Origin of the sequence: Diaphorobacter sp. LI3, from assembly GCF_022807955.1 — a bacterium.
Lineage (GTDB): Bacteria > Pseudomonadota > Gammaproteobacteria > Burkholderiales > Burkholderiaceae_C > Diaphorobacter > Diaphorobacter nitroreducens.
In genome coordinates this window covers 2,193,625-2,212,988 of the sequence record NZ_CP094346.1, presented here as the reverse complement: position 1 = coordinate 2,212,988, position 19,364 = coordinate 2,193,625, and the positions used below count along the sequence as shown (strand labels likewise).

The 19,364-nt window shown below is 66.4% G+C and carries 17 protein-coding genes and 2 riboswitches; of the genes, 13 read left to right on the top strand and 4 right to left on the bottom strand.

Going from position 1 to position 19,364, the window contains the following annotated elements; translation table 11 throughout:
- The first annotated feature begins 96 nt into the window (after positions 1-96).
- Positions 97-2,103, top strand: coding sequence for a TonB-dependent receptor domain-containing protein (locus MRB47_RS10240; protein WP_252100620.1), 2,007 nt, complete (start codon positions 97-99; stop codon positions 2,101-2,103).
- 22 nt (positions 2,104-2,125) lie between these two features.
- Here MRB47_RS10240 and MRB47_RS10235 read toward each other — a convergent pair whose 3' ends face one another.
- A complete protein-coding gene (locus tag MRB47_RS10235; protein WP_041836275.1) occupies positions 2,126-2,584 on the bottom strand; it encodes an Lrp/AsnC family transcriptional regulator in 459 nt (152 codons plus the stop codon).
- Positions 2,585-2,878: 294 nt separating this feature from the next.
- On the opposite strand from MRB47_RS10235, the gene MRB47_RS10230 reads away from it, so the two are divergent.
- From MRB47_RS10230 to MRB47_RS10175, 12 genes are all read left to right on the top strand, one after another.
- Positions 2,879-3,850, top strand: a complete 972-nt coding sequence (locus MRB47_RS10230; protein WP_252100619.1) for a TRAP transporter substrate-binding protein — start codon at positions 2,879-2,881, stop codon at positions 3,848-3,850.
- Between the two features lie 77 nt (positions 3,851-3,927).
- A complete protein-coding gene (locus tag MRB47_RS10225) occupies positions 3,928-4,422 on the top strand; it encodes a TRAP transporter small permease (RefSeq protein ID WP_015913282.1) in 495 nt (164 codons plus the stop codon).
- A gap of 82 nt (positions 4,423-4,504) precedes the next feature.
- Positions 4,505-5,782, top strand: a complete 1,278-nt coding sequence (locus MRB47_RS10220; RefSeq protein WP_011805188.1) for a TRAP transporter large permease — start codon at positions 4,505-4,507, stop codon at positions 5,780-5,782.
- 6 nt (positions 5,783-5,788) lie between these two features.
- A riboswitch (glycine riboswitch) is annotated at positions 5,789-5,881 on the top strand.
- Positions 5,882-5,900: 19 nt separating this feature from the next.
- Positions 5,901-6,015, top strand: a riboswitch (glycine riboswitch).
- A 44-nt stretch (positions 6,016-6,059) separates the two neighbouring features.
- Positions 6,060-7,190 (top strand): glycine cleavage system aminomethyltransferase GcvT, encoded by a 1,131-nt coding sequence (gene gcvT, locus MRB47_RS10215; RefSeq protein WP_252100618.1) that lies wholly within the window; start codon positions 6,060-6,062, stop codon positions 7,188-7,190.
- Positions 7,191-7,293: 103 nt separating this feature from the next.
- Positions 7,294-7,668: a glycine cleavage system protein GcvH gene (gene gcvH / locus MRB47_RS10210; protein ID WP_011805186.1), complete on the top strand. Its 375-nt coding sequence runs from the start codon at positions 7,294-7,296 to the stop codon at positions 7,666-7,668.
- Between the two features lie 68 nt (positions 7,669-7,736).
- A complete protein-coding gene (gene gcvP, locus MRB47_RS10205) occupies positions 7,737-10,631 on the top strand; it encodes an aminomethyl-transferring glycine dehydrogenase (protein ID WP_252100617.1) in 2,895 nt (964 codons plus the stop codon).
- Positions 10,632-10,701: 70 nt separating this feature from the next.
- Positions 10,702-11,103 (top strand): FKBP-type peptidyl-prolyl cis-trans isomerase, encoded by a 402-nt coding sequence (locus MRB47_RS10200; protein WP_015913278.1) that lies wholly within the window; start codon positions 10,702-10,704, stop codon positions 11,101-11,103.
- Between the two features lie 75 nt (positions 11,104-11,178).
- Positions 11,179-13,341: an ATP-binding protein gene (locus MRB47_RS10195; RefSeq protein ID WP_252100616.1), complete on the top strand. Its 2,163-nt coding sequence runs from the start codon at positions 11,179-11,181 to the stop codon at positions 13,339-13,341.
- Between the two features lie 55 nt (positions 13,342-13,396).
- On the top strand, positions 13,397-14,065 hold the full coding sequence (locus MRB47_RS10190; protein ID WP_252102614.1) for an RluA family pseudouridine synthase: 669 nt from the start codon (positions 13,397-13,399) through the stop codon (positions 14,063-14,065).
- A gap of 31 nt (positions 14,066-14,096) precedes the next feature.
- Positions 14,097-14,879 carry an SDR family NAD(P)-dependent oxidoreductase gene (locus MRB47_RS10185; protein ID WP_252100615.1) on the top strand — a complete coding sequence of 261 codons (783 nt, stop codon included), beginning with the start codon at positions 14,097-14,099 and terminating at the stop codon, positions 14,877-14,879.
- 109 nt (positions 14,880-14,988) lie between these two features.
- Positions 14,989-16,173, top strand: a complete 1,185-nt coding sequence (gene bktB, locus MRB47_RS10180; RefSeq protein WP_011805180.1) for a beta-ketothiolase BktB — start codon at positions 14,989-14,991, stop codon at positions 16,171-16,173.
- Positions 16,174-16,316: 143 nt separating this feature from the next.
- Positions 16,317-17,309, top strand: a complete 993-nt coding sequence (locus MRB47_RS10175) for a Bug family tripartite tricarboxylate transporter substrate binding protein (RefSeq protein WP_088886825.1) — start codon at positions 16,317-16,319, stop codon at positions 17,307-17,309.
- Positions 17,310-17,402: 93 nt separating this feature from the next.
- Here the strand turns inward: MRB47_RS10175 and MRB47_RS10170 are convergent, their stop codons facing one another.
- From MRB47_RS10170 to MRB47_RS10160, 3 genes are all read right to left on the bottom strand, one after another.
- Positions 17,403-17,843 (bottom strand): universal stress protein, encoded by a 441-nt coding sequence (locus tag MRB47_RS10170; protein WP_015913273.1) that lies wholly within the window; start codon positions 17,841-17,843, stop codon positions 17,403-17,405.
- A gap of 94 nt (positions 17,844-17,937) precedes the next feature.
- Complete coding sequence (locus MRB47_RS10165; RefSeq protein ID WP_252100614.1) at positions 17,938-18,690, bottom strand: 2OG-Fe dioxygenase family protein; 753 nt, start codon at positions 18,688-18,690, stop codon at positions 17,938-17,940.
- Positions 18,691-18,825: 135 nt separating this feature from the next.
- On the bottom strand, positions 18,826-19,338 hold the full coding sequence (locus MRB47_RS10160) for a hypothetical protein (RefSeq protein ID WP_047350659.1): 513 nt from the start codon (positions 19,336-19,338) through the stop codon (positions 18,826-18,828).
- Between the last annotated feature and the right edge of the window lie 26 nt (positions 19,339-19,364).

The following is a 19,364-nucleotide window of genomic DNA, read 5'->3' as shown; positions in this document are numbered from 1 at the left end:
AAGAAGAAGAACGGAGCTGTCCCGATACTACACGCCAGTTGATAACCATTCTCAATCTCAGCGGTCTCGCCACACCTACCAGGCGCTCCCTCTTCCATGTTCGTGAAACACCCTTGCCCCTACCCCTTGCTTCTGGCCCTGCCCGGCCTGTTCTCGGCCTCTCTCGCGCTGGCGCAGGAGCCCACACTCGCCACTGTCAGCGTGCAGGAAAAACTCGTGTCCGACGTAACCACCACCGTCACCAGCGAAGCTGTGCAGACCCACGCGGCGCGCAGCCTGGGTGAGATGCTGCGCGACGAGCCCGCCGTGTCGGTGGGTGGCGGTGCGGCCATCGCACAAAAACTCTACATCCGGGGCGTGGAGGATTCCATGCTCAACACCACGCTGGACGGCGCGGCGCAGAGCGGCCGGGCGTTCCACCACCAGTCCCGCCTGCTGATCGACCCGGAACTCATCCAGAGCGTGGAGATCGACCGCGGAGCCACACCCGCGAGTGCCGGGCCGGGGGCGCTGGCAGGCTCCATCCGCATGACCACCAAGGATGGCCGCCAGCTTCTGCGCGATGGCCAGACCTTTGGCGCCAGCGTGCGCGGCGGCGTAGCCTCCAATGACGGACACCGCTGGGATGCGGCGCTGTACGGCCTGGCGGGCGAGAGCGTGGACTTTCTGGTGTCCGCCAACCGTGACGACAACGGCGACTACAAGGCGGGCGACGGCACCCGGCAGACGCACAGCGGCTCCACGCAAAGCAGCGGTCTGGGTAAGCTCAACTGGCGCATCGCCCCCGGCCACCGCCTCACGATGGGCTATCAGGCCGTGCAGGACGAGGGTTCGCGCTACCTGCGCCCCAACTTCTGGCAGGGCCAGGGAAATTCGCTCATGCCCCAGAAGACCATGCGTGACACGCTCACCGTCACCTACCGCTATGACGGCACGCGCACCCTTCCGGCCGTGGAGTTAGGTCTGTTCTCCGACACGATGAAGGTCACGCGCACCACGACGGCCGCGCAGCCGCAGTTCAACAAGCCGCTGGGTTATCAGTTCGGCGAAGAGATCGCCTCCAGCGGGCTGAACCTGAAAGCCGCCACCCGCGTGGCGGACGCCACCGTGCGCTACGGACTGAACATCCATCGCTTCGAGATGAACGCCGTCCATGCCCGCCCGCCCGCCGCATCCACCAGCAACGGGCGCGAAGAAAGCAGCGTGAAGGGACTGTTCGCCGAAGGCAGCATCCCACTGGGCGACCAGTTCCTCCTGGGGGCGGGCGCGCGCTACGACTGGTACGGCTACACCGACAACCACGCGCAGCGTATCTCCAGCCGCGGCTTGAGCCCCAACATGTCTCTGACCTGGATGGCGACCGACGCGCTGAGCGTGCGCGCGTCCGCAGGCACCGCCCTGCGCGGCGCGGGACTCAAGGAGGCGTTCTATGTGGACAACACCCGCTGGCGGAACGACCCCGGACTGCAGCCAGAAAAGGCCCGCAACGTCGAGCTGGGCGTGAACTACAACGAGGGCCCGTGGAGCGCTAAAGCCACCGTGTTCCGCCAGCAGATCCGCAACTTCATCTCCACCACCACCGGCGCAACCTGGGCCGTGGCCAACGTAGGTACGATGAAGTCCTCAGGCTACGAGGTCGGTGTGGCATGGAATCGCAGCGTGTGGCGCAGCGGTCTTGCTGTGGCCAGCGCCAAGCCCCAGCTCAACGGCTACGACCTGGGCGACGAGGCCTACGGGCTGGGCGTGTCCACCGGCCGCAGTTGGAACCTGAACCTGGGCTACCGCATCCCCACGTGGAACCTGGACCTGGAATGGTTTGGGCGCTTCGTGGAATCCAAGACCTCGACCGAATATCTGATTTCCGAAAGCCGCACCGCCACCAAGCACAAGCCCGGCTTTGGCGTGCACGACGTCTACGTCAACTGGCTGCCCTACGGCAACGACCGCTTGCGCGTGACCTTCGGCGCGCGCAACCTGCTCAACAAGTTCTACTACGACCAGGGTAGCTACGCCTACTACGTGAGTACCGCTGGCGCCATCAGTGGCCGGGGCTTCGCCGAGCCGGGCCGCAACGTACGCCTGGACGTGACGTGGAAGTTCTGACGGCCAATCGCCGCGAGAAGTGTTAACCCGGGAACAGGGGCAGGTCCGCCTTCTTGAGCGTGCGCAACACGAAGCTCGAGCGGCTGTGGCGTATACCCTTGATCCTGTAAAGCTTCTCGCGCAGCAGGCGCTCGTAGTCGCGCGTGTCTTTGACCACCACGCGCAGCAGGTAATCGTAGTCGCCAGAGACCAGGTGCGCCTCCACCACTTCCGGGATACTGGCAAGCATCTCGCCGAACTTTTCCAGCGTGTTGTCCGAATGGCTGTCCAGCGTCACCTGCACCAGCACCGTGTCGCCCAGGTCCAGCGCCAGCGGGTTCAGGCGCACGGTATAGCCTTCGATCACGCCGGCCTCCTCCATCTTCTTGATGCGGCCCCAGCACGGCGAGGGGCTCAGGCCGACGGCGGCGCCGATCTCTTGCAGGCTGGCGCGTGCATTGCCTTGCAGGACGGAGAGAATTTTTCTGTCTAGGCGATCCATGTGCTGCATTATTCGTGAAACCTAGATACTGCAGAAAATTTTTCTTCAATGTAGGTTTTTATAGAGAAATTCAGCAAATTCATCCACAACCCGCGGCGCATACTTCTTCTCCATCAAGGCGCTCTTACCGGGGCGCACGACATTGACGAGACCCCGCCTGGTTACCGCTGGGCGGGGACTTGGCAAGACGGGTCAGGACTGCCCTCCTCAAGTCCCCGCGCAAACCCCTATGACCTGCGTCATGTTGCATTGCCATAATTTTTCGGCAGCACCCGCAGATTCACAGGAGACAACATGCAGCTGACCAAACTTGCGCTGGGCCTGGGCTTGGCACTGGGCATGGCCGCAACGGCCTTGGCACAAACCACAATGCGCATCAGCATCTCGACGGCGCAGAACTCCCACCAGGGCGTCGCCATCGACACGTTTGCCAAGGAGGTCGAAAAGCGCACAGGCGGGCGCTACAAGGTGCAGACCTTCTACAACGGCGCGCTGGGCGGCGAGCGCGAATCTATCGAGGCGGTGCAGCTGGGCACGCAGGAGTTGGCCTTCAGCTCCACCGGTCCGGTGCCCAACTTCGTGCCCGAGACCAAGATCCTGGACGTGCCCTTCCTGTTCCGTGACAAGGCCCACGCCCGCGCCGTGCTCGACGGCCCGATCGGCCAGGACCTGCTGACCAAGTTCGATGCCAAGGGCTTCAAGGCGCTGGCCTGGGCGGAGAATGGCTTTCGCCACATGACCAACAGCAAGCGCGACGTGAAGACGCCCGAGGATCTGAAGGGCCTGAAGATGCGCACCATGGAGAACCCGGTGCACATCGCCGCGTACAAGGGTTTCGGCATCATCACCACGCCCATGGCCTTCCCCGAAGTGTTCACCGCCCTGCAACAAGGCACGGTGGACGGCCAGGAAAACCCCCTGCCCGTCATCATCTCGGCCAAGTTCGACCAGGTGCAAAAGCACCTCTCGCTCACCGGCCACGTCTACTCGCCCTGCATTTTCGTGATGAACAAGGGGGTGTTCGACAAGCTCTCCGCCGCCGACAAGCAGGCCTTCATCGACGCCGCCAAGGAAGGCACCAAGGCCAACCGCGCTCGCGTGGACGAGGACGACGCCAAGGGCGTGGCCGACCTGCGCGCCAAGGGCATGACGGTGATCGACGATCTGGACAAGTCCAAGTTTGTCGCCGCGCTCGCGCCCGTGAACGCGCAGTTCGAGAAAGAGTTCGGCAAGGCCAACCTCGACAAGATCCGCAACTACAAGTGACGCTCACTTTTCAGTAGCTGCTACCGCCCGTGGATCATGCGCCACGGGCGTTTTTATTCATATTTTCGTGAGTGCGCATGAAAACCTTCTTCCTCTCCTGCGAGCGCTGGAGCACCGCCGTCGCCATGTGGGGCGCCTGCGCCATGCTGGCGCTGGCCTCGGCGCTCGGCATGTTCCAGATCCTGATGCGTTTCGTTTTCGAAGAGCCGGCCGAGTGGACCGAGGTGCTGATCCGCTTCAGCCTGATCTGGATGGTGTTTCTGGCGATTCCCATGGCATTCCGGCAGGGCGCCATGGTCAGCGTCGACGTGCTCTACCGCTGGAGCCCGCGCCCGCTGCGCCGCGTGCTGGACTGGGTGGTGTGCCTGGCAGCGCTGGCGCTCATCGCCGTGATCATCTGGTGGGGGTGGGACTACGCGCGCCGCGGCGGCGTGCAGTCGATGGCAGGGCTGGAGTCGGTTTCCATGTTCTGGGCCTATCTGGCCATGCCCGTGGGTGGGCTGTTCAGCATCCTCGGCATCGTGGGCAATCTGATCGACCCGCAGCGCCATGAACTGGAGACTGCCCAATGAGCGCCGCGCAGAGCCGCCTCAAGCAAGCGAGCGGCCCCCTCGGCGGGCGGCGGGTACATGAAATGACGCGCGTGGGGGCCCTATGACCACGGTCATGATCTCCACCATGGTGCTGTGCTTCGCGCTCACCATCTCCGTGGCCGTCTCCATCGGGCTGGCCTCCATCCTGGGCATCCAGGTGGCGAACGCCAACATGCTGATCTCCGTGAAGGAGATGTTCGCCTCCATCAACAAGTTTCCGCTCGCAGCCATTCCGTTCTTCATCCTGGCGGGCAACCTCATGGAGACCGGCGGCATCTCGCGACGGCTCGTGGAGTTTGCCAAGAGCATCGTGGGCGGCGTGCAGGGTGGCTTGCCCATGACCTGCGTGCTCACCTGCATGATCTTCGCAGCTGTGTCGGGCTCGTCGGTGGCAACCACATTCGCCATCGGCGCCATCCTGATTCCCGCGCTCATCAAGCACGGTTATCCCACCAGCTACGCGGCCGCGCTGCAGGCCACCAGTGCCGAGCTGGGCGTGATCATCCCTCCGTCGATCCCCATGATCCTGTACGGCGTGGCGGCCGAGGTGTCGATTGGCGAGCTGTTCATCGCCGGCTTCGGCCCCGGCATCCTCATCAGCGGTGCGCTGATGTTGTTCGTCTGGGTGTATTGCAAGTACAAGGGCTGGGGCAAGCATGACGGCGATGGGCGCATGCCCTTCGGCCGCGCGCTGCTGCAGGCGGGCTGGGCACTGCTGATGCCAGTCATCATCCTGGGCGGCATCTACGGCGGCGTGTTCACGCCCACCGAGGCCTCTGCCGTGGCCGTGTTCTACGCGCTGGTGGTGGGCATGCTGATCTACCGCGAGATCCGCGTCGCGGACCTGTTCGCCATCCTGCGCAAGTCGGCCATCTCGTCGGCGGTGATCATGTTCATCATTGCCAATGCGGGCCTGTTTGCCTTCCTTATCACGCGCGCTGGCGTGCCGGACGCCATCGGCCGCTGGCTGCAGGAGGTGCTGCAGTCGCCCGCGCTGTTCCTGCTGGGCGTGAATGCCGCGCTGTTCGTGATCGGCATGTTCATCGAGACCAGCGCCGCCATCATCGTGCTGGCGCCGATCCTGGCGCCGGTGGCCCAGCACTTCGGCGTGGACCCGGTGCACTTCGGGCTGATCATGGTGGTGAACCTGGCGCTCGGCATGATCACGCCGCCCTTTGGCGTGAACCTGTTCGCGGCATGCACGGTGGCGCGCATCTCCCTGGATCGTATCGTCGCCCACCTGTTGCCGTTCGTGGGCGTGGTCCTGCTGTGCCTCCTGGTCATCACCTACGTGCCATCGCTTTCACTGGCCCTGCGTGATCTCGTGTACGCAAAATAGATAGAATCCGTCCCGTCAGGAGAGAGTCCGCGCCCCCCAGGGCCGGGCCGCCGAAGGCGCAGGCAGCAGCCGAACGCTCAGGCAAAAGGACTGGCGACACGCCCGCAGGGATGCGGGTGTTTCCCTTGCTGGAGAGAGGCCGCAGCAGCATGCGGCCCACCGAAGGAGCAAGCCCCGTGACATGCCATGCAGGCGGGGTGAATCTCTCAGGTAAAGCGGACAGCGGGGCAAATCGGCGATCGAGAGATCGCTCCACCATTTGCCTTCGCCCATTGCCATGTCCGCCATGTCCGACCTGCTCACCACTCCCCTCAACGCCCTGCACATCGAACTGGGCGCCCGCATGGTGCCCTTCGCCGGCTACTCCATGCCCGTGCAATACCCCTTGGGCCTGATGGCCGAGCACCACCACACGCGCACGGCGGCCGGCCTGTTTGACGTGTCGCACATGGGGCAGCTCAAGCTGGTCGGCCCTGACGCCGCAGCAGCATTCGAGACGCTGATGCCCGTGGACGTGGTCGACCTGCCCGTGGGCAAGCAGCGCTACGGCCTGCTCCTCAATGACGAGGGCGGCATCATCGACGACCTCATGTTCTTCCGCATGGCGCAGGACGAGCTCTTCGTGATCGTCAACGGCGCCTGCAAGGTGGGCGACATTGCCCACATCCAGGAGCGCATCGGCCAACGCTGCCAGGTGATTCCCCTGCCCGACCAGGCCCTGCTCGCGCTGCAGGGCCCACAGGCGGCTGCGGTGCTCGCGCGTCTGGCCCCAGGCGTGGACAAACTGGTGTTCATGACCGGCGGGCATTTCGACATCGCCGGGGCGCAGTGCTTCGTGACGCGCAGCGGCTACACCGGAGAGGACGGCTTCGAGATCTCGGTGCCCGTCGCGCAGGCCGAGGCCTTGGCGCGCACGCTGCTGGCCCAGCCCGAGGTCAAGCCCATCGGCCTGGGTGCACGCAACTCGCTGCGCCTGGAAGCCGGCTTGTGCCTGTATGGCAACGACATCGACACCACCACCACCCCGTCCGAAGCCGGCCTGAACTGGGCCATCCAGAAGGTGCGCCGTACAGGCGGCGCGCGCGCTGGCGGTTTTCCCGGTGCCGACAAGGTGCTGGCCCAGATCGACAACCCGGCCACTCTCACGCGCAAGCGCGTGGGCCTGGTGGCGCTGGAGCGCGTGCCCGTGCGTGAGCACACCGAGTTGCAAAACGAGTCGGGCGAGCGCATCGGCGAAGTCACCAGCGGCCTGCTGGCCCCCACTGCCGACAAGCCCATCGCCCTGGCCTACGTGACGCCTGCCTATGCTGCCGCAGGCGCGCGCATGAACGCCATGGTGCGCGGCAAGGCCGTGCCCATGGAAGTGGCTGCCACGCCCTTTGTTCCCACACGCTACTACCGCGGCTGAATTCACCGCAGCGAACTATCACCGCGCCCAGGTCAGCCCGGCTACAGTGCGGGCTGACCACTCTCATACCCTTTCCTTCCACCTCTTCTTCCCGGAGCCCCTCATGAGCATCCAGTTTTCCAAAGACCATGAATGGATCAACGCAGCCGACCCGGCCGCGGCCGTCGTCGGCATCACCGTCCACGCGCAGGATGCGTTGGGCGACGTGGTGTTCGTGGACCTGCCCGCGGTGGGCACCACCTTTGCCCAGGGCGACGTGGCCGGCGTGGTCGAGTCCGTCAAGGCCGCTGCCGATGTCTACATGCCCGTGTCCGGCGAAATCGTCGAGGTCAACGAGGCCCTGCGCGCCGACCCGTCCCTGGCCAACTCCGACCCGCTGGGCGCCGGCTGGTTCTTCAAGGTCAAGCTCAGCGACGCCGGCCAACTCGCCGGTCTGATGGACGAAACGGCCTATACCGCCTTCGCCCAGAACGCCTGATGCACCCGCGGCGCCGTGCACACGGCGCCGCCGCACCGCCCCATCGCTCTTGAGACTGGTCCCTCGCCATGCAGATGCCCTCCCCCCTGCCCCTGGCGGCGCTTGAAAACGCCGCTGAATTCCTGCCCCGCCACATTGGCATCGACGCCGCCGACGAAGCACACATGCTGTCGGTGATCGGCGAGGCTTCGCGCCGCGCGCTCATTGATTCCATCGTGCCGCGCTCCATCGCGCGCCAGCGCCCCATGGACCTGCCCGCGCCGGCCACCGAGGCCGCAGCGCTGGCTGAACTCCAGGCCATTGCGTCGAAGAACCGCATCCTCAAGAGCTTCATCGGCCAGGGCTACTACGGCACGCACACGCCGGGCGTCATCCTGCGCAACGTGCTGGAAAACCCTGCCTGGTACACGGCCTACACGCCCTACCAGGCCGAGATCTCCCAGGGCCGCATGGAGGCGCTGCTCAACTTCCAGACCATGGTGTGCGACCTCACGGCCATGCCCATCGCCAACGCCTCCATGCTCGACGAGGCGACCGCTGCCGCCGAGGCCATGACGCTGGCTAAGCGCTCGGTCAAGTCCAAGAGCGACGTCTTCATCGTGGCAGGCGATGCGCACCCGCAGACCATCGAAGTCATCCAGACCCGCGCCGCCCCCATCGGCATCACCGTGGTGGTGGCCAATTCCCAGGAGGAATGGCAGGCGGCCCTGGCCGGCGACTTCTTCGCCGCCCTCATCCAGTACCCTGCCAGCAGCGGCTGGGTGCAGGACTGGCAGGCCGACGTGGACGCCATCCACGCCAAACAGGCCGCCGCCATCTTCGCTACCGACCTGCTGGCGCTCACGCTGCTCAAGGCCCCCGGCGAGTGGGACGCCGACATCGTGGTGGGCTCCACCCAGCGCTTTGGCATGCCCATGGGCGCCGGCGGACCGCACGCCGCCTTCATGGCCTGCCGCGACGAATTCAAGCGCAGCCTGCCCGGCCGCCTGGTGGGCGTGAGCGTGGACGTGCACGGCAAGCCCGCCTACCGCCTGGCGCTGCAAACGCGCGAGCAGCACATCCGCCGCGAGAAGGCCACGAGCAACATCTGCACGGCCCAGGTGCTGCCGGCCGTGATCGCCAGCATGTACGCCGTGTACCACGGCCCCGAGGGCCTCACGCGCATCGCCCGCCGCGTGGCGCGCTTCACCGCCATCCTGAGCCGCGGCCTGGCGCAGCTGGGGTTCACCAGCCGCCACCATGGCTCGGCCTTCGACACACTCAGCCTGCACACCAAGGATGCTACGGATTCAATAGCTGCTCGCGCAGTCCAGATGGGCGCAAACCTGCGAAAAGCCTGGAATGAATACCTGTGCATCTCGCTGGACGAGACCACCACCCGCGCCGATATCGAGCTGCTGTGGAAGATCTTTGCGCGGGACGGCCAGCAACTGCCCACCATCGAGGCGATGGACGCCGCCGGCGCACCGGCGCTGTTCCCCGACACCCTGGCGCGCACCAGCCGCTTCTTGGCGCACCCGGTGTTCAACACCCACCATTCCGAAACCGGCATGCTGCGCTACATCCGCCAGCTGTCCGACAAGGACCTGGCGCTGGACCGCACCATGATCCCGCTGGGCTCGTGCACCATGAAGCTCAACGCCACCAGCGAGATGATCCCCATCACCTGGCCCGAGTTCGCCCACGTGCACCCGTTCGCCCCGGCCGACCAGCTCGAAGGCTACCGCCTGCTCGACGAGCAACTGCGCGCCTGGCTGTGCCAGGCCACGGGCTACGCCGGCATCAGCCTGCAGCCCAACGCAGGCAGCCAGGGCGAATACGCCGGCCTGCTGGCCATCAAGGCCTACCACGCGGCCCAGGGCCACGCCCACCGCAACATCTGCCTGATCCCCAGCAGCGCGCACGGCACCAACCCCGCCAGCGCCCAGATGGTGGGCATGCAGGTCGTGGTGACCAAGTGCGACGAGAACGGCAACGTGGACATGGCGGACCTGCAAGCCCAATGCGAGAAGCACAGTGCCAACCTCGCCTGCGTGATGATCACCTACCCCAGCACGCATGGCGTGTTCGAGACCCAGGTGAAGGCCTTGTGCGAGCTGGTGCACAGCCACGGCGGGCGCGTGTATGTGGACGGCGCCAACATGAACGCCCTGGTCGGCGTGGCCGCGCCGGGCGAGTTCGGCGGCGACGTGAGCCACCTGAACCTGCACAAGACCTTCTGCATCCCCCACGGCGGCGGCGGCCCCGGCGTGGGCCCGGTGTGCGTGGTGGAGGACCTCGTGCCCTACCTGCCCGGCCATGCCACGGGCGGCATTGCTTCCAAAACAGGAGCTGTCAGCGCAGCTCCCTTGGGCAATGCAGCCGTTTTACCCATCAGCTGGATGTACATCCGCATGATGGGCGCCGACGGTCTGCAGGCCGCGACCGAGACAGCGATCTTGAGCGCCAACTACATCAGCGCGCGCCTGAAGGACCACTATCCCACGCTGTACGCTTCCGCCAACGGCCATGTGGCGCACGAGTGCATCCTGGACCTGCGCCAGTTGAAGGACACCAGCGGCGTGATGGCCGAGGACGTGGCCAAACGCCTGATCGACTACGGCTTTCACGCACCCACGCTGTCGTTCCCCGTGCCCAACACGCTGATGGTGGAGCCCACCGAGAGCGAGACGCTGTTCGAGCTGGACCGCTTCATCGACGCGATGATCGCCATCCGGCGCGAGATCCGCCAGATCGAGGCCGGCACCTGGCCGGAGGACGACAACCCCCTCAAGAACGCACCCCACACGGCCGAGTGCCTGCTGGCTGCCGACTGGCAGCACCCCTACCCGCGCGATGCGGCAGCCTATCCCGTTGCCGCCCTGCGCCAGAACAAGTACTGGAGCCCCGTGGGCCGTGTGGACAACGTCTACGGCGACCGCAACCTGTTTTGCAGCTGTGTTCCGGTGAGCGAACTGGGCTGACGGCCTTCTCCGCTCAGGCATTCACAAAGGCCCTACCATCGGGCCTTTGTTGCTTCTGAACGTTTGACCCATGCGCCCCCTTCTCGCACTGCTCGCATCGCTTGCCCTCGCCTCCGCAGCCCAGGCACAGGCCCCTGCCGTCACCACCGGCAGCGGCCTGGTCTATGAGTCGCTCAAGGACGGCAGCGGTGAATCACCCAAGGCCACCGACACCGTCAAGGTGCACTACCGCGGCACCTTCCCCGACGGCAAGGAGTTCGACAGCTCCTACAAGCGCGGCGAGCCGACCGAGTTCCCGCTGAACCGCGTCATCCCCTGCTGGACCGAAGGCGTACAGCGCATGAAGCCGGGCGGTAAGGCCAAGCTGACCTGCCCGCCGGCGATTGCGTATGGCGCGCGCGGCGCGGGCGGCGTGATTCCGCCCAACGCCACGCTGAATTTCGAGATCGAGCTGCTGTCGGTGCGCCGCTGAACGAGGCAGCGGCACCGGCCTGTAGGGCACCAGGCAGACGCGTACACTGGCAGGCCTGCGGATTGCCCGATTCCCATGAGCCGCCCCGACCTGTCCCTGCTGTTTCCCGCCGCGGAGCCTGCCTCGTCCCCCCCTGAGCAGCCGGAGCGCCGCGGCCCTCAACGGGCCAACGGCGACGTGGCCGAGCTGATTGCGCAGCTGCGCGCCTCACAGGCCGAGCTGGAGGCGCAAAACCAGGTGCTGCGCTACAGCCAGGCCGCGGCCGAAAGCGCTTCCGAGCGATTCGAGGCCCTGTTTTCCAGCGTGCCGCTGTCGCTCATGGTGGTGGACGAGCATGACATGGTGGTCCAGGCCAACTCCATGGCACAGCGCTCGTTCCAACCGCGCGAGACGGACCGCCCCCTGACGGCACTGATGCCCTTCGTGAGCGACAGCCACGCGCCGCGTGTGCGCGAGGCTTTCGACCAGGCGCGGGCCATGGGCACGGCCGAGGCCACGGAGGTTGTGTTCCACATCAGCGAGGGCCGCCATATCACTGGCGACCTGCACATCGCGCGCATCGAGTCGCGCTCCGAGCAGGACGCGCCGCTCACGCAGTTTCTGTGCGCCGTGATCGACCAAGGGCCGCTGCTGGCCGAACGCCAGGCCCTGCAGCGCAGCGCACAGGAGCTGCAGGAGCGCAACGTGCAACTGCACACCAGCGAGCGCCGGCTGGAGGCGGTGATCAACTCCGCGCTCGACGCGATCATCTGCGTTGACCAGCACGAGCGCATCACCGTGTTCAACCCCACGGCAGCGATGCTGTTCCAGTGCGCCACCAGCGACGCGCTGGGCAGCCCGTTGAGCCGTTTTCTGCCCGAGGCCCAGCAGGTGCTGGCGTTCGCGCAACTGACCACGCAGGCGGCGCTGGGGGAGATGACGGCGCTCACGGCATCAGGCCGCGAGCTGGCGGTGGAGATCAGCGTGTCGTTCGAGCGCCATGCGGAAGGCGAGACCACCACCGTGTTTGCCCGCGACCTTACGGCCCGTAAGCGCGAAGAAGCCCGCCGCAACGCGCTGGAGGGACAGCTGCGCGAGTCGCACAAGATGCAGGCCGTCGGCACCATGGCCGGCGGCATCGCGCACGACTTCAACAACATCCTGCATGCGATCCTGGGCAACGTGGAGCTGGCCAAAGCCGATTGCCCACCCGGCACGCCGATGTACGAAAGCCTGCTGGAAATCGACAAGGCCGGCCGGCGCGCCCGCGACCTGGTGCGGCAGATCCTCACCTTCAGCCGCAACGAGCCGCCCAAGCGTGCCGCCGTCACCCTGGCAGAGGTGGTGCACGACACCGAACGGCTGCTGAGGGTCACGCTGCCCCCCGAGATCGAGCTGACCGTGCATGTCCCCCCCGACCTGCCCCCCGTATTGGCGGATGCCACGCAGGTGGAGCAAGCGGTGCTGAACCTGTGCACCAACGCCGTGCACGCCATCGGCAGCCGCCGTGGCCGGATTCGCGTGGATGCTGCGCTGATCCAGCCCGACCAGCGCATGCGCGAGAGCCTGGGCCTGAGCGCGGGCGACTACGTGGCCGTGCGCGTGCATGACAACGGCCCGGGCATGGACGCCGCCACCCAGTCGCGCATCTTCGAACCCTTCTTCACCACCAAGCCCGTGGGCCAGGGCACCGGCCTGGGACTGGCGGTGGTGCACGGCGTGATGCGCACCCACGGTGGTGGCGTGGACGTGCACAGCGCACCCGGCGAGGGCAGCCGCTTCACGCTGTACTTTCCCGTGGCGTCGTACACCATGGTGGCCGCCCTGCCGGAGGTTCCCGCGCCGGTCGCGCCCGCCAGCCCGCCCGCGGTGGCGCCGGCAACAGACCGCCTGCTGCACGTGATGTACGTGGACGACGACGAGGCGCTGGTCTTTCTGGTGCAGCGCCTGCTGCGCCGCCGCGGCTACGAGGTCAGCGGTTTCACCGACCCGCACCAAGCCACAGACGCCCTGCAGGCCCACCCCGAGCGCTACGACCTGCTGGTGACGGACTACAACATGCCGGGCTACTCGGGCCTGGATCTCGTGCGCGCGGCCCGCACCATCCGCAGCGACCTGCCAGTGGCACTGGCCTCCGGCTATGTGACGGCGGAAATCGAACAGGCCGCGCTGGCCGAAGGCGCACGCGCGCTGATCCACAAGCCCAATGACGTGGAAGAGCTGTGCGCGACCGTGGACCGGCTGGCCCATGGCGGTTGAGTTGACAGCACCACAGGCCGTACAGACGGCGGGGGCGCATGCACCTTTGCAGGGTATGCCGGCCAGCCCATCAGAGGGCGTCCGCAGCGTGCACGTGGACGACACGCTGCTGGTGCTGGAGAAACCCTCGGGATTGCTGTGCGTGCCCGGACGGGGCCCCGACAAACAGGATGCCTTGAGTACGCGTGCCCAGGCGCTGTGGCCCGACGCGCTCATCGTGCACCGGCTGGACCAGCCCACGTCGGGACTGGTGCTCATGGCGCGGGGCGCCGCGATGCAGCGGGCCCTCAGCCACAGCTTCGCCCAGCGGCTGGTGCACAAGCGCTACCGCGCCGTGGTGGCGGGCCGCATGCCGCCGCCCGACCCTGCGCACGCGGACGGCTGGGGCGAGATCGCGCTGCCCATCGCGGCGGACTGGGAACGCCGTCCGCTGCGCGTGGTGGATGCCACGCACGGCCAGCCCAGCCTCACGCGTTGGCGCGTGCTGGCGCACGACGCCGCCCGCGACACCACCTCCGTGGAGCTTGAACCCGTCACCGGTCGCACACACCAGCTGCGCGTGCACCTGGCGGCACTGGGCCACCCCATCCTGGGCGACCAGCTCTATGCCGATGCGTCCGTACAAGCCCGCGCACCGCGCCTGTTGCTGCACGCCTGCGTGCTGGAGTTCGCGCACCCGCTGCAGGGTGGCTGGTGCGCGTTTGCCTCGGCACCGCCGTTTTGATCGCCGCGTGCGTGGCCGTTACCATGCCCGCATGACGCAACACCTCTACATCCTCACCGGCGGCTCGCGCGGCATGGGCCTGGCCATGGCACACCAGTTGCTGAAACCCGGCAACACGCTGATCAGCCTGGCGCGCAGCACCTCTGCGCCGTTGTCCACGGCCGTGCCGCAGGGCGCGACGCTGGAGCAATGGAGCGTGGACCTGGCCCAGCCTGCGCAGGCCGCTCAGCGCCTGCGCGAATGGCTGGCCACGCAGCCTGCCAGCCGGTACGCCAGCGCCACGCTGATCAACAACGCCGGCGTGATCCCGCGCATCGCGCCGCTGTCGGCATGCACCAGCCCGCAGGACATGGCCGAGCTGTCCAACGCGCTGCGCGTGGGACTGGAGGCGCCGATGCTGCTGACGGCCGCCTTCCTGGGCGCGACCGAAGGCTGGGCTGCACCGCCCCACTCCGTGGCGCGCAAGGTACTGAACATCTCTTCGGGGCTGGGGCGTCGCGCCATGGCGTCCCAGTCCGGCTACTGCGCGGCCAAGGCCGGCATGGACCATTTCACGCGGTGCCTGGCGCTGGACGAAGCCGCCAAGCACCACGGCGCCAAGGTATGCTCACTGGCTCCCGGTGTGATCGACACCGACATGCAGATCCAACTGCGCGGCGCCAACCCGGCCGACTTTCCGGATGTGCAGAACTTCGCCGCCCTCAAGACGGGCGGCATGCTCACCTCGCCACACGCCGCGGCTGCCCGCGTGCTCGCCTGGCTGCAGCGTACAGACTTCGGCGCCAACCCCGTGGCCGACGTGCGCGAGGCCTGATGCCGTGCCCCGGCGCAGTGCAACTATTACTATGCATTTTGTAGCTGCTAGCGCTTATCCAATAAGCGCTAGAGCCTGATTTGATTCAAAACCATTACAGGAGAAAACCATGTCCCGTGACGTCGTCGTAGTCAGTGCCGTGCGCACCGCCATTGGCACCTTTGGCGGTAGCCTGAAGGACGTTCCGCCCACCGAGCTGGGCGCGCTCGTGGTGCGCGCGTCGCTGGCACGCGCGCAAGTGGACGGCAAGGACGTCGGCCATGTGGTGTTTGGCCACGTGGTGAACACCGAGCCCAAGGACATGTACCTCTCGCGCGTGGCGGCCATCCAGGGCGGCTGCGCCGAGGGCACGCCCGCGTTCAACGTGAACCGCCTGTGCGGCTCGGGCTTGCAGGCCATCGTGTCCGCCGCACAGACCATCCAGCTGGGCGATGCCGACGTGGCCATCGGCGGCGGCGCGGAGGTGATGAGCCGCGCACCCTACGCGAGCCTCGCCAGCCGCTGGGGCGCGCGCATGGGCGACTTCAAGATGATCGACATGATGATCGGCGCCCTGCACGACCCCTTCCACAACATCCACATGGGCGTGACGGCCGAGAACATCGCCGCCAAGTGGGGCATCACGCGCGAAGACCAGGACCGCCTGGCCGTGGAGAGCCACAACCGTGCCGAGCGTGCCACGGCAGCGGGCTACTTCAAGGACCAGATCGTCCCGGTCACCCTCAAGAGCAAGAAGGGCGAGGTGCAATACGCCACCGACGAGCACTTCCGCGCCGGCGCGACACTGGACGACATGGCCAAGCTCAAGCCCGTGTTTGCGAAGGACAACGGCACGGTGACGGCGGGCAATGCCTCGGGCATCAACGATGCGGCTGCCGCTGTGGTGCTGATGGATGCCAAGGCAGCGCAGGCCCGCGGCGCAAAGCCTTTGGCGCGCCTGGTGGCCTACGCCCATGCGGGCGTGGACCCGAAGTACATGGGCATCGGCCCTGTGCCCGCGACGCAGTTGGCGCTCAAGAAGGCAGGCCTCACGGTCAACGACCTGGACGTGATCGAGGCCAACGAGGCCTTTGCCGCGCAGGCCTGCGCCGTCACGCGCGACCTGGGCCTGGACCCGGCCAAGGTCAACCCCAACGGGTCGGGCATTTCGCTGGGCCATCCCATCGGCGCCACCGGTGCGCTGATCACCGTGAAGGCACTGCACGAACTGCAGCGCATCCAGGGCCGGTACGCGCTGGTGACCATGTGCATCGGCGGTGGGCAAGGCATCGCTGCCATTTTCGAGCGCCTCTGAGACGCCACGCCCCGCCATCGCCGATGGCGATGGCATGCGCGCGCTTCGGCACGGTGCGGCCCACGATGGCTGGGCCATCATCCAGGCGGGCGCGCGCCAGATGCGCCATGTCCCATACCAGGTTCTCCAGGAGACTTTTCCCCATGCTTCGTCGACACATCCTTTCTCTTGCCACCCTCGCCTGTGCATTGGGCGCTATGCCCGCCCATGCCCAGACCAGTGCACCCGCTGCCGGCGCCTATCCCGCCAAGCCCATCCGTTTGATCGTGCCCTTCCCGCCCGGCGGCGGCACCGACATCCTGGCACGCCTGGTCGCCGCCAAGCTGACGGAAGCCAACAAATGGACCGTGGTGGCCGACAACAAGCCGGGAGCTGGCGGCACCATCGGTATTACCGAGGCGGTGAAGGCCGCTCCCACAGGCTATGACATCGTCATGGGCCAGAAGGACAATCTGGTCATCGGCCCCTGGCTGTACAAGAACCTGCCGTGGGACCCCACCAAGGACCTGACGGCCGTGGCCCACGTGGCGTACACGCCAGTGGTCATCGCCACGAGTGTCAACTCCAAGTACAAATCTTTGGCCGACGTGGTGGCGGCCGCCAAGGCCGCGCCGGGCACCGTCACCTATGGCTCGCCCGGCAACGGCACCTCCATTCACTTGGCGGGCGACCTGTTCGAGAAAGCTGCCGGCATCAAGCTGAGCCACGTGCCCTACAAAGGCTCCAACCCGGCACTCATGGATGCGTTGGCGGGCAATGTGGAACTGCTGGTTTCGTCGCTGCCCTCGGCCATGGGTCAGATCAAGGCGGGCAAGCTGCGTCCGTTGGCGGTCACCTCGGCCAAGCGCAGTTCGTCGCTGCCCGACGTGCCCACGGTGGCCGAGTCCGGCTTCAAGGGCTTTGACGTGAGCACCTGGTACGGCGTGCTGGCGCCGGCAGGCACGCCGCCAGCCGTGGTGAACACGCTCAACGCGGAAGTCAACAAACTGCTCGCCACCGCGGACATGAAGGCCGCCATCCAAGCGCAAGGCGCAGAGCCACAGGCCATGTCGCCGGAACAGTTCTCGACCCTGCTCAAAAACGAATACGTACAGTGGAAGGGTATCGTGGAAGCCTCGGGTGCACGGATTGAGTGACCCGTGCTCGCAGCGCCCCGTTCCGTGATCGGGGCGCGAAAAGAAAACGGCTCGCGTTGCGAGCCGTTTTCATGTGTGGCGATGTCCGCCCGGTCAATCCCGCACGACCAGTACCGGCACGTGGGCCACGCCCAGCACGCGCTGTGTGACGCTGCCCAATACCAATTTTTCCAGCCCGCGGCGACCGTGCGATCCCATCACGATGAGGTCCGCGCCCGTGCTCTCGACGGCGCGCTGGATGCCGTCGTGGATCGCATGCCCCTCGCCTACCATGGTGTTGACGCTGGCGACCCCTGCCTGGGTGACAGCGGCCTTGGCGGCGTCCAGGGCCGTGTTCGCCTCGGCCGTCGCGGCACTGAGGTATTGCGCCTGGCCGTAGGCGAAATCGGCGCCCACCCCCGTGAAGGGATAAGGGTCGATCACGTACAGCGCCGTCACGGCGCTGCCGAAGGTCTTGGCCAGCGCTGCCGCCTTGGCCACGGCCTTCATGGACGTCTCCGAGCCATCGACGGGAATCAGAATGTGCTTGAACATGGAACCTCCTTTTGGTTAGGGTGGCAGGCCTGGAAGGCCTGCAACAACAACGAGTGTGATGCGTACGCGGCCTTCAAGGCTTGATTCGCATCAATTATTGGGACGCATCCCCTTGAAAGCCACCGCCCAGGCAGGTAACCACCAGGGTATCGCGCCAGCCGCCATCTTCGGTGGGCTGGATGGGTGTGGTTTCATGGATCATGCGCGCATCGTCCAGCAGCATGACGGACCAGGGCTCGCTCAAGGTAAACCGCTGTCCATTCGGGCCCGTGGCTTCGAAGATGCGGGTCTCTCCACCCTTGATGCCCTGGCGGCTTACCAGGAACACCGCCACCAGGTCCACGCCGTCGCGGTGCGCGCCTTCGGGTGTCGGACGGCCGATGCCGCCCTCGGTGTCAATGCGAAACTGATGTGCTTCGATGTAGCAGGGTTGAGACGGCTGCCCGCACATCGCTTGCGAGAGGCCCGCAGCCGCCTGCATGAGTTGCCGCCACACCGGTCGAGCCACCATTTCGTCACGCATGGGCGCAAACCAGCGCTGCAGCCCTCCGTGCAGCGCGTTGTACTCCACCGGCTGCCAGTGCGCGCGGTGCGGTGCCTGGTTCACGGCGGGTCCCTCGACAATGAAGCAGGAGTGGCGCCGCCTGCGGTACCGGCCTCCGTCCTTGAGGTAGTCATCCGGGGGCAGGTCCGACCAGTCGGCCCCCAGAGCCTCCAAATCGCGCAGGGCACATCCCACCCATGTCGCTGTGTCCCGGGGTTGCAGCACCGCATAACCTCGGTCACGCAACTGCGCGACGACCTGTGAGGGCGGTGTATAGGGAGGGGAGAACGTCACATGTGCCATAGGCACACAAGCTTAAGGCAACACCGCCGAGCACACGCAGTGTTGGCTCGAAAACTTCGGGAGGGAAATGCCTCCCTCGAAAAGCCTGGACCCTCATCGTGCTGCGGCCATCAGATGCCAGGCTTTAGGCCTGCCTCAGCGATCACCGCGCCCGTGGCCTCGGCCGTTGCCGTTGCCTTTTCCATTCCCACGGCCGCGATGGTCATCATCCCGGTCGCGGCCGTTCCAGTGGCCGCGGCCATCGTCAAACGAACGGCCATCGAACCGGTCGCGGTCATCGCGGAATTTGCCGGGCCGGCGCGGGGGCTCCTTCACGAAATACACGGGTTGACCGCAAGCAGAGTAGCGCGCGCAGTGCTTGGACCAGTTCTTGGCATGGCCCGGCGGCACATACATATAGATGGGCGAACGGGGAACATACACCGCGGGAGGTGCGATCACCACCGGCTGCGGGTACAGCAGCGCAGGCGCGCTGTTGCCGATATCCACGCGGCCGTAGACGCCGGGAGCGATTTGCCCGCCCACCGTGGCGTTGATGTAGGTCTGGGCTGCCACGCCACCGGCGGAGGCTGCCACGGCCAAGGCCATAGCCAAACCGCGGGCCAGTTGGAGGGTTGAGGAGAGGGCGTGAGGCTCGCGGTTTTTCATGGTGATTGCTGATGCCGAAAACAAAC

What these genes read in the sequence shown, in the direction of transcription:
- MRB47_RS10235 (WP_041836275.1), bottom strand. Translation starts at nt 2,584, where the DNA reads ATGGATCGCCTAGACAGAAAAATTCTCTCCGTCCTGCAAGGCAATGCA.
- MRB47_RS10200 (WP_015913278.1), top strand. Translation starts at nt 10,702, where the DNA reads ATGCGCCCCCTTCTCGCACTGCTCGCATCGCTTGCCCTCGCCTCCGCA.
- bktB (WP_011805180.1), top strand. Translation starts at nt 14,989, where the DNA reads ATGTCCCGTGACGTCGTCGTAGTCAGTGCCGTGCGCACCGCCATTGGC.
- MRB47_RS10225 (WP_015913282.1), top strand. Translation starts at nt 3,928, where the DNA reads ATGAAAACCTTCTTCCTCTCCTGCGAGCGCTGGAGCACCGCCGTCGCC.
- gcvH (WP_011805186.1), top strand. Translation starts at nt 7,294, where the DNA reads ATGAGCATCCAGTTTTCCAAAGACCATGAATGGATCAACGCAGCCGAC.
- gcvP (WP_252100617.1), top strand. Translation starts at nt 7,737, where the DNA reads ATGCAGATGCCCTCCCCCCTGCCCCTGGCGGCGCTTGAAAACGCCGCT.
- MRB47_RS10190 (WP_252102614.1), top strand. Translation starts at nt 13,397, where the DNA reads ATGCCGGCCAGCCCATCAGAGGGCGTCCGCAGCGTGCACGTGGACGAC.
- MRB47_RS10195 (WP_252100616.1), top strand. Translation starts at nt 11,179, where the DNA reads ATGAGCCGCCCCGACCTGTCCCTGCTGTTTCCCGCCGCGGAGCCTGCC.
- MRB47_RS10230 (WP_252100619.1), top strand. Translation starts at nt 2,879, where the DNA reads ATGCAGCTGACCAAACTTGCGCTGGGCCTGGGCTTGGCACTGGGCATG.
- MRB47_RS10220 (WP_011805188.1), top strand. Translation starts at nt 4,505, where the DNA reads ATGACCACGGTCATGATCTCCACCATGGTGCTGTGCTTCGCGCTCACC.
- MRB47_RS10240 (WP_252100620.1), top strand. Translation starts at nt 97, where the DNA reads ATGTTCGTGAAACACCCTTGCCCCTACCCCTTGCTTCTGGCCCTGCCC.
- MRB47_RS10160 (WP_047350659.1), bottom strand. Translation starts at nt 19,338, where the DNA reads ATGAAAAACCGCGAGCCTCACGCCCTCTCCTCAACCCTCCAACTGGCC.
- MRB47_RS10165 (WP_252100614.1), bottom strand. Translation starts at nt 18,690, where the DNA reads ATGGCACATGTGACGTTCTCCCCTCCCTATACACCGCCCTCACAGGTC.
- MRB47_RS10185 (WP_252100615.1), top strand. Translation starts at nt 14,097, where the DNA reads ATGACGCAACACCTCTACATCCTCACCGGCGGCTCGCGCGGCATGGGC.
- MRB47_RS10170 (WP_015913273.1), bottom strand. Translation starts at nt 17,843, where the DNA reads ATGTTCAAGCACATTCTGATTCCCGTCGATGGCTCGGAGACGTCCATG.
- MRB47_RS10175 (WP_088886825.1), top strand. Translation starts at nt 16,317, where the DNA reads ATGCTTCGTCGACACATCCTTTCTCTTGCCACCCTCGCCTGTGCATTG.
- gcvT (WP_252100618.1), top strand. Translation starts at nt 6,060, where the DNA reads ATGTCCGCCATGTCCGACCTGCTCACCACTCCCCTCAACGCCCTGCAC.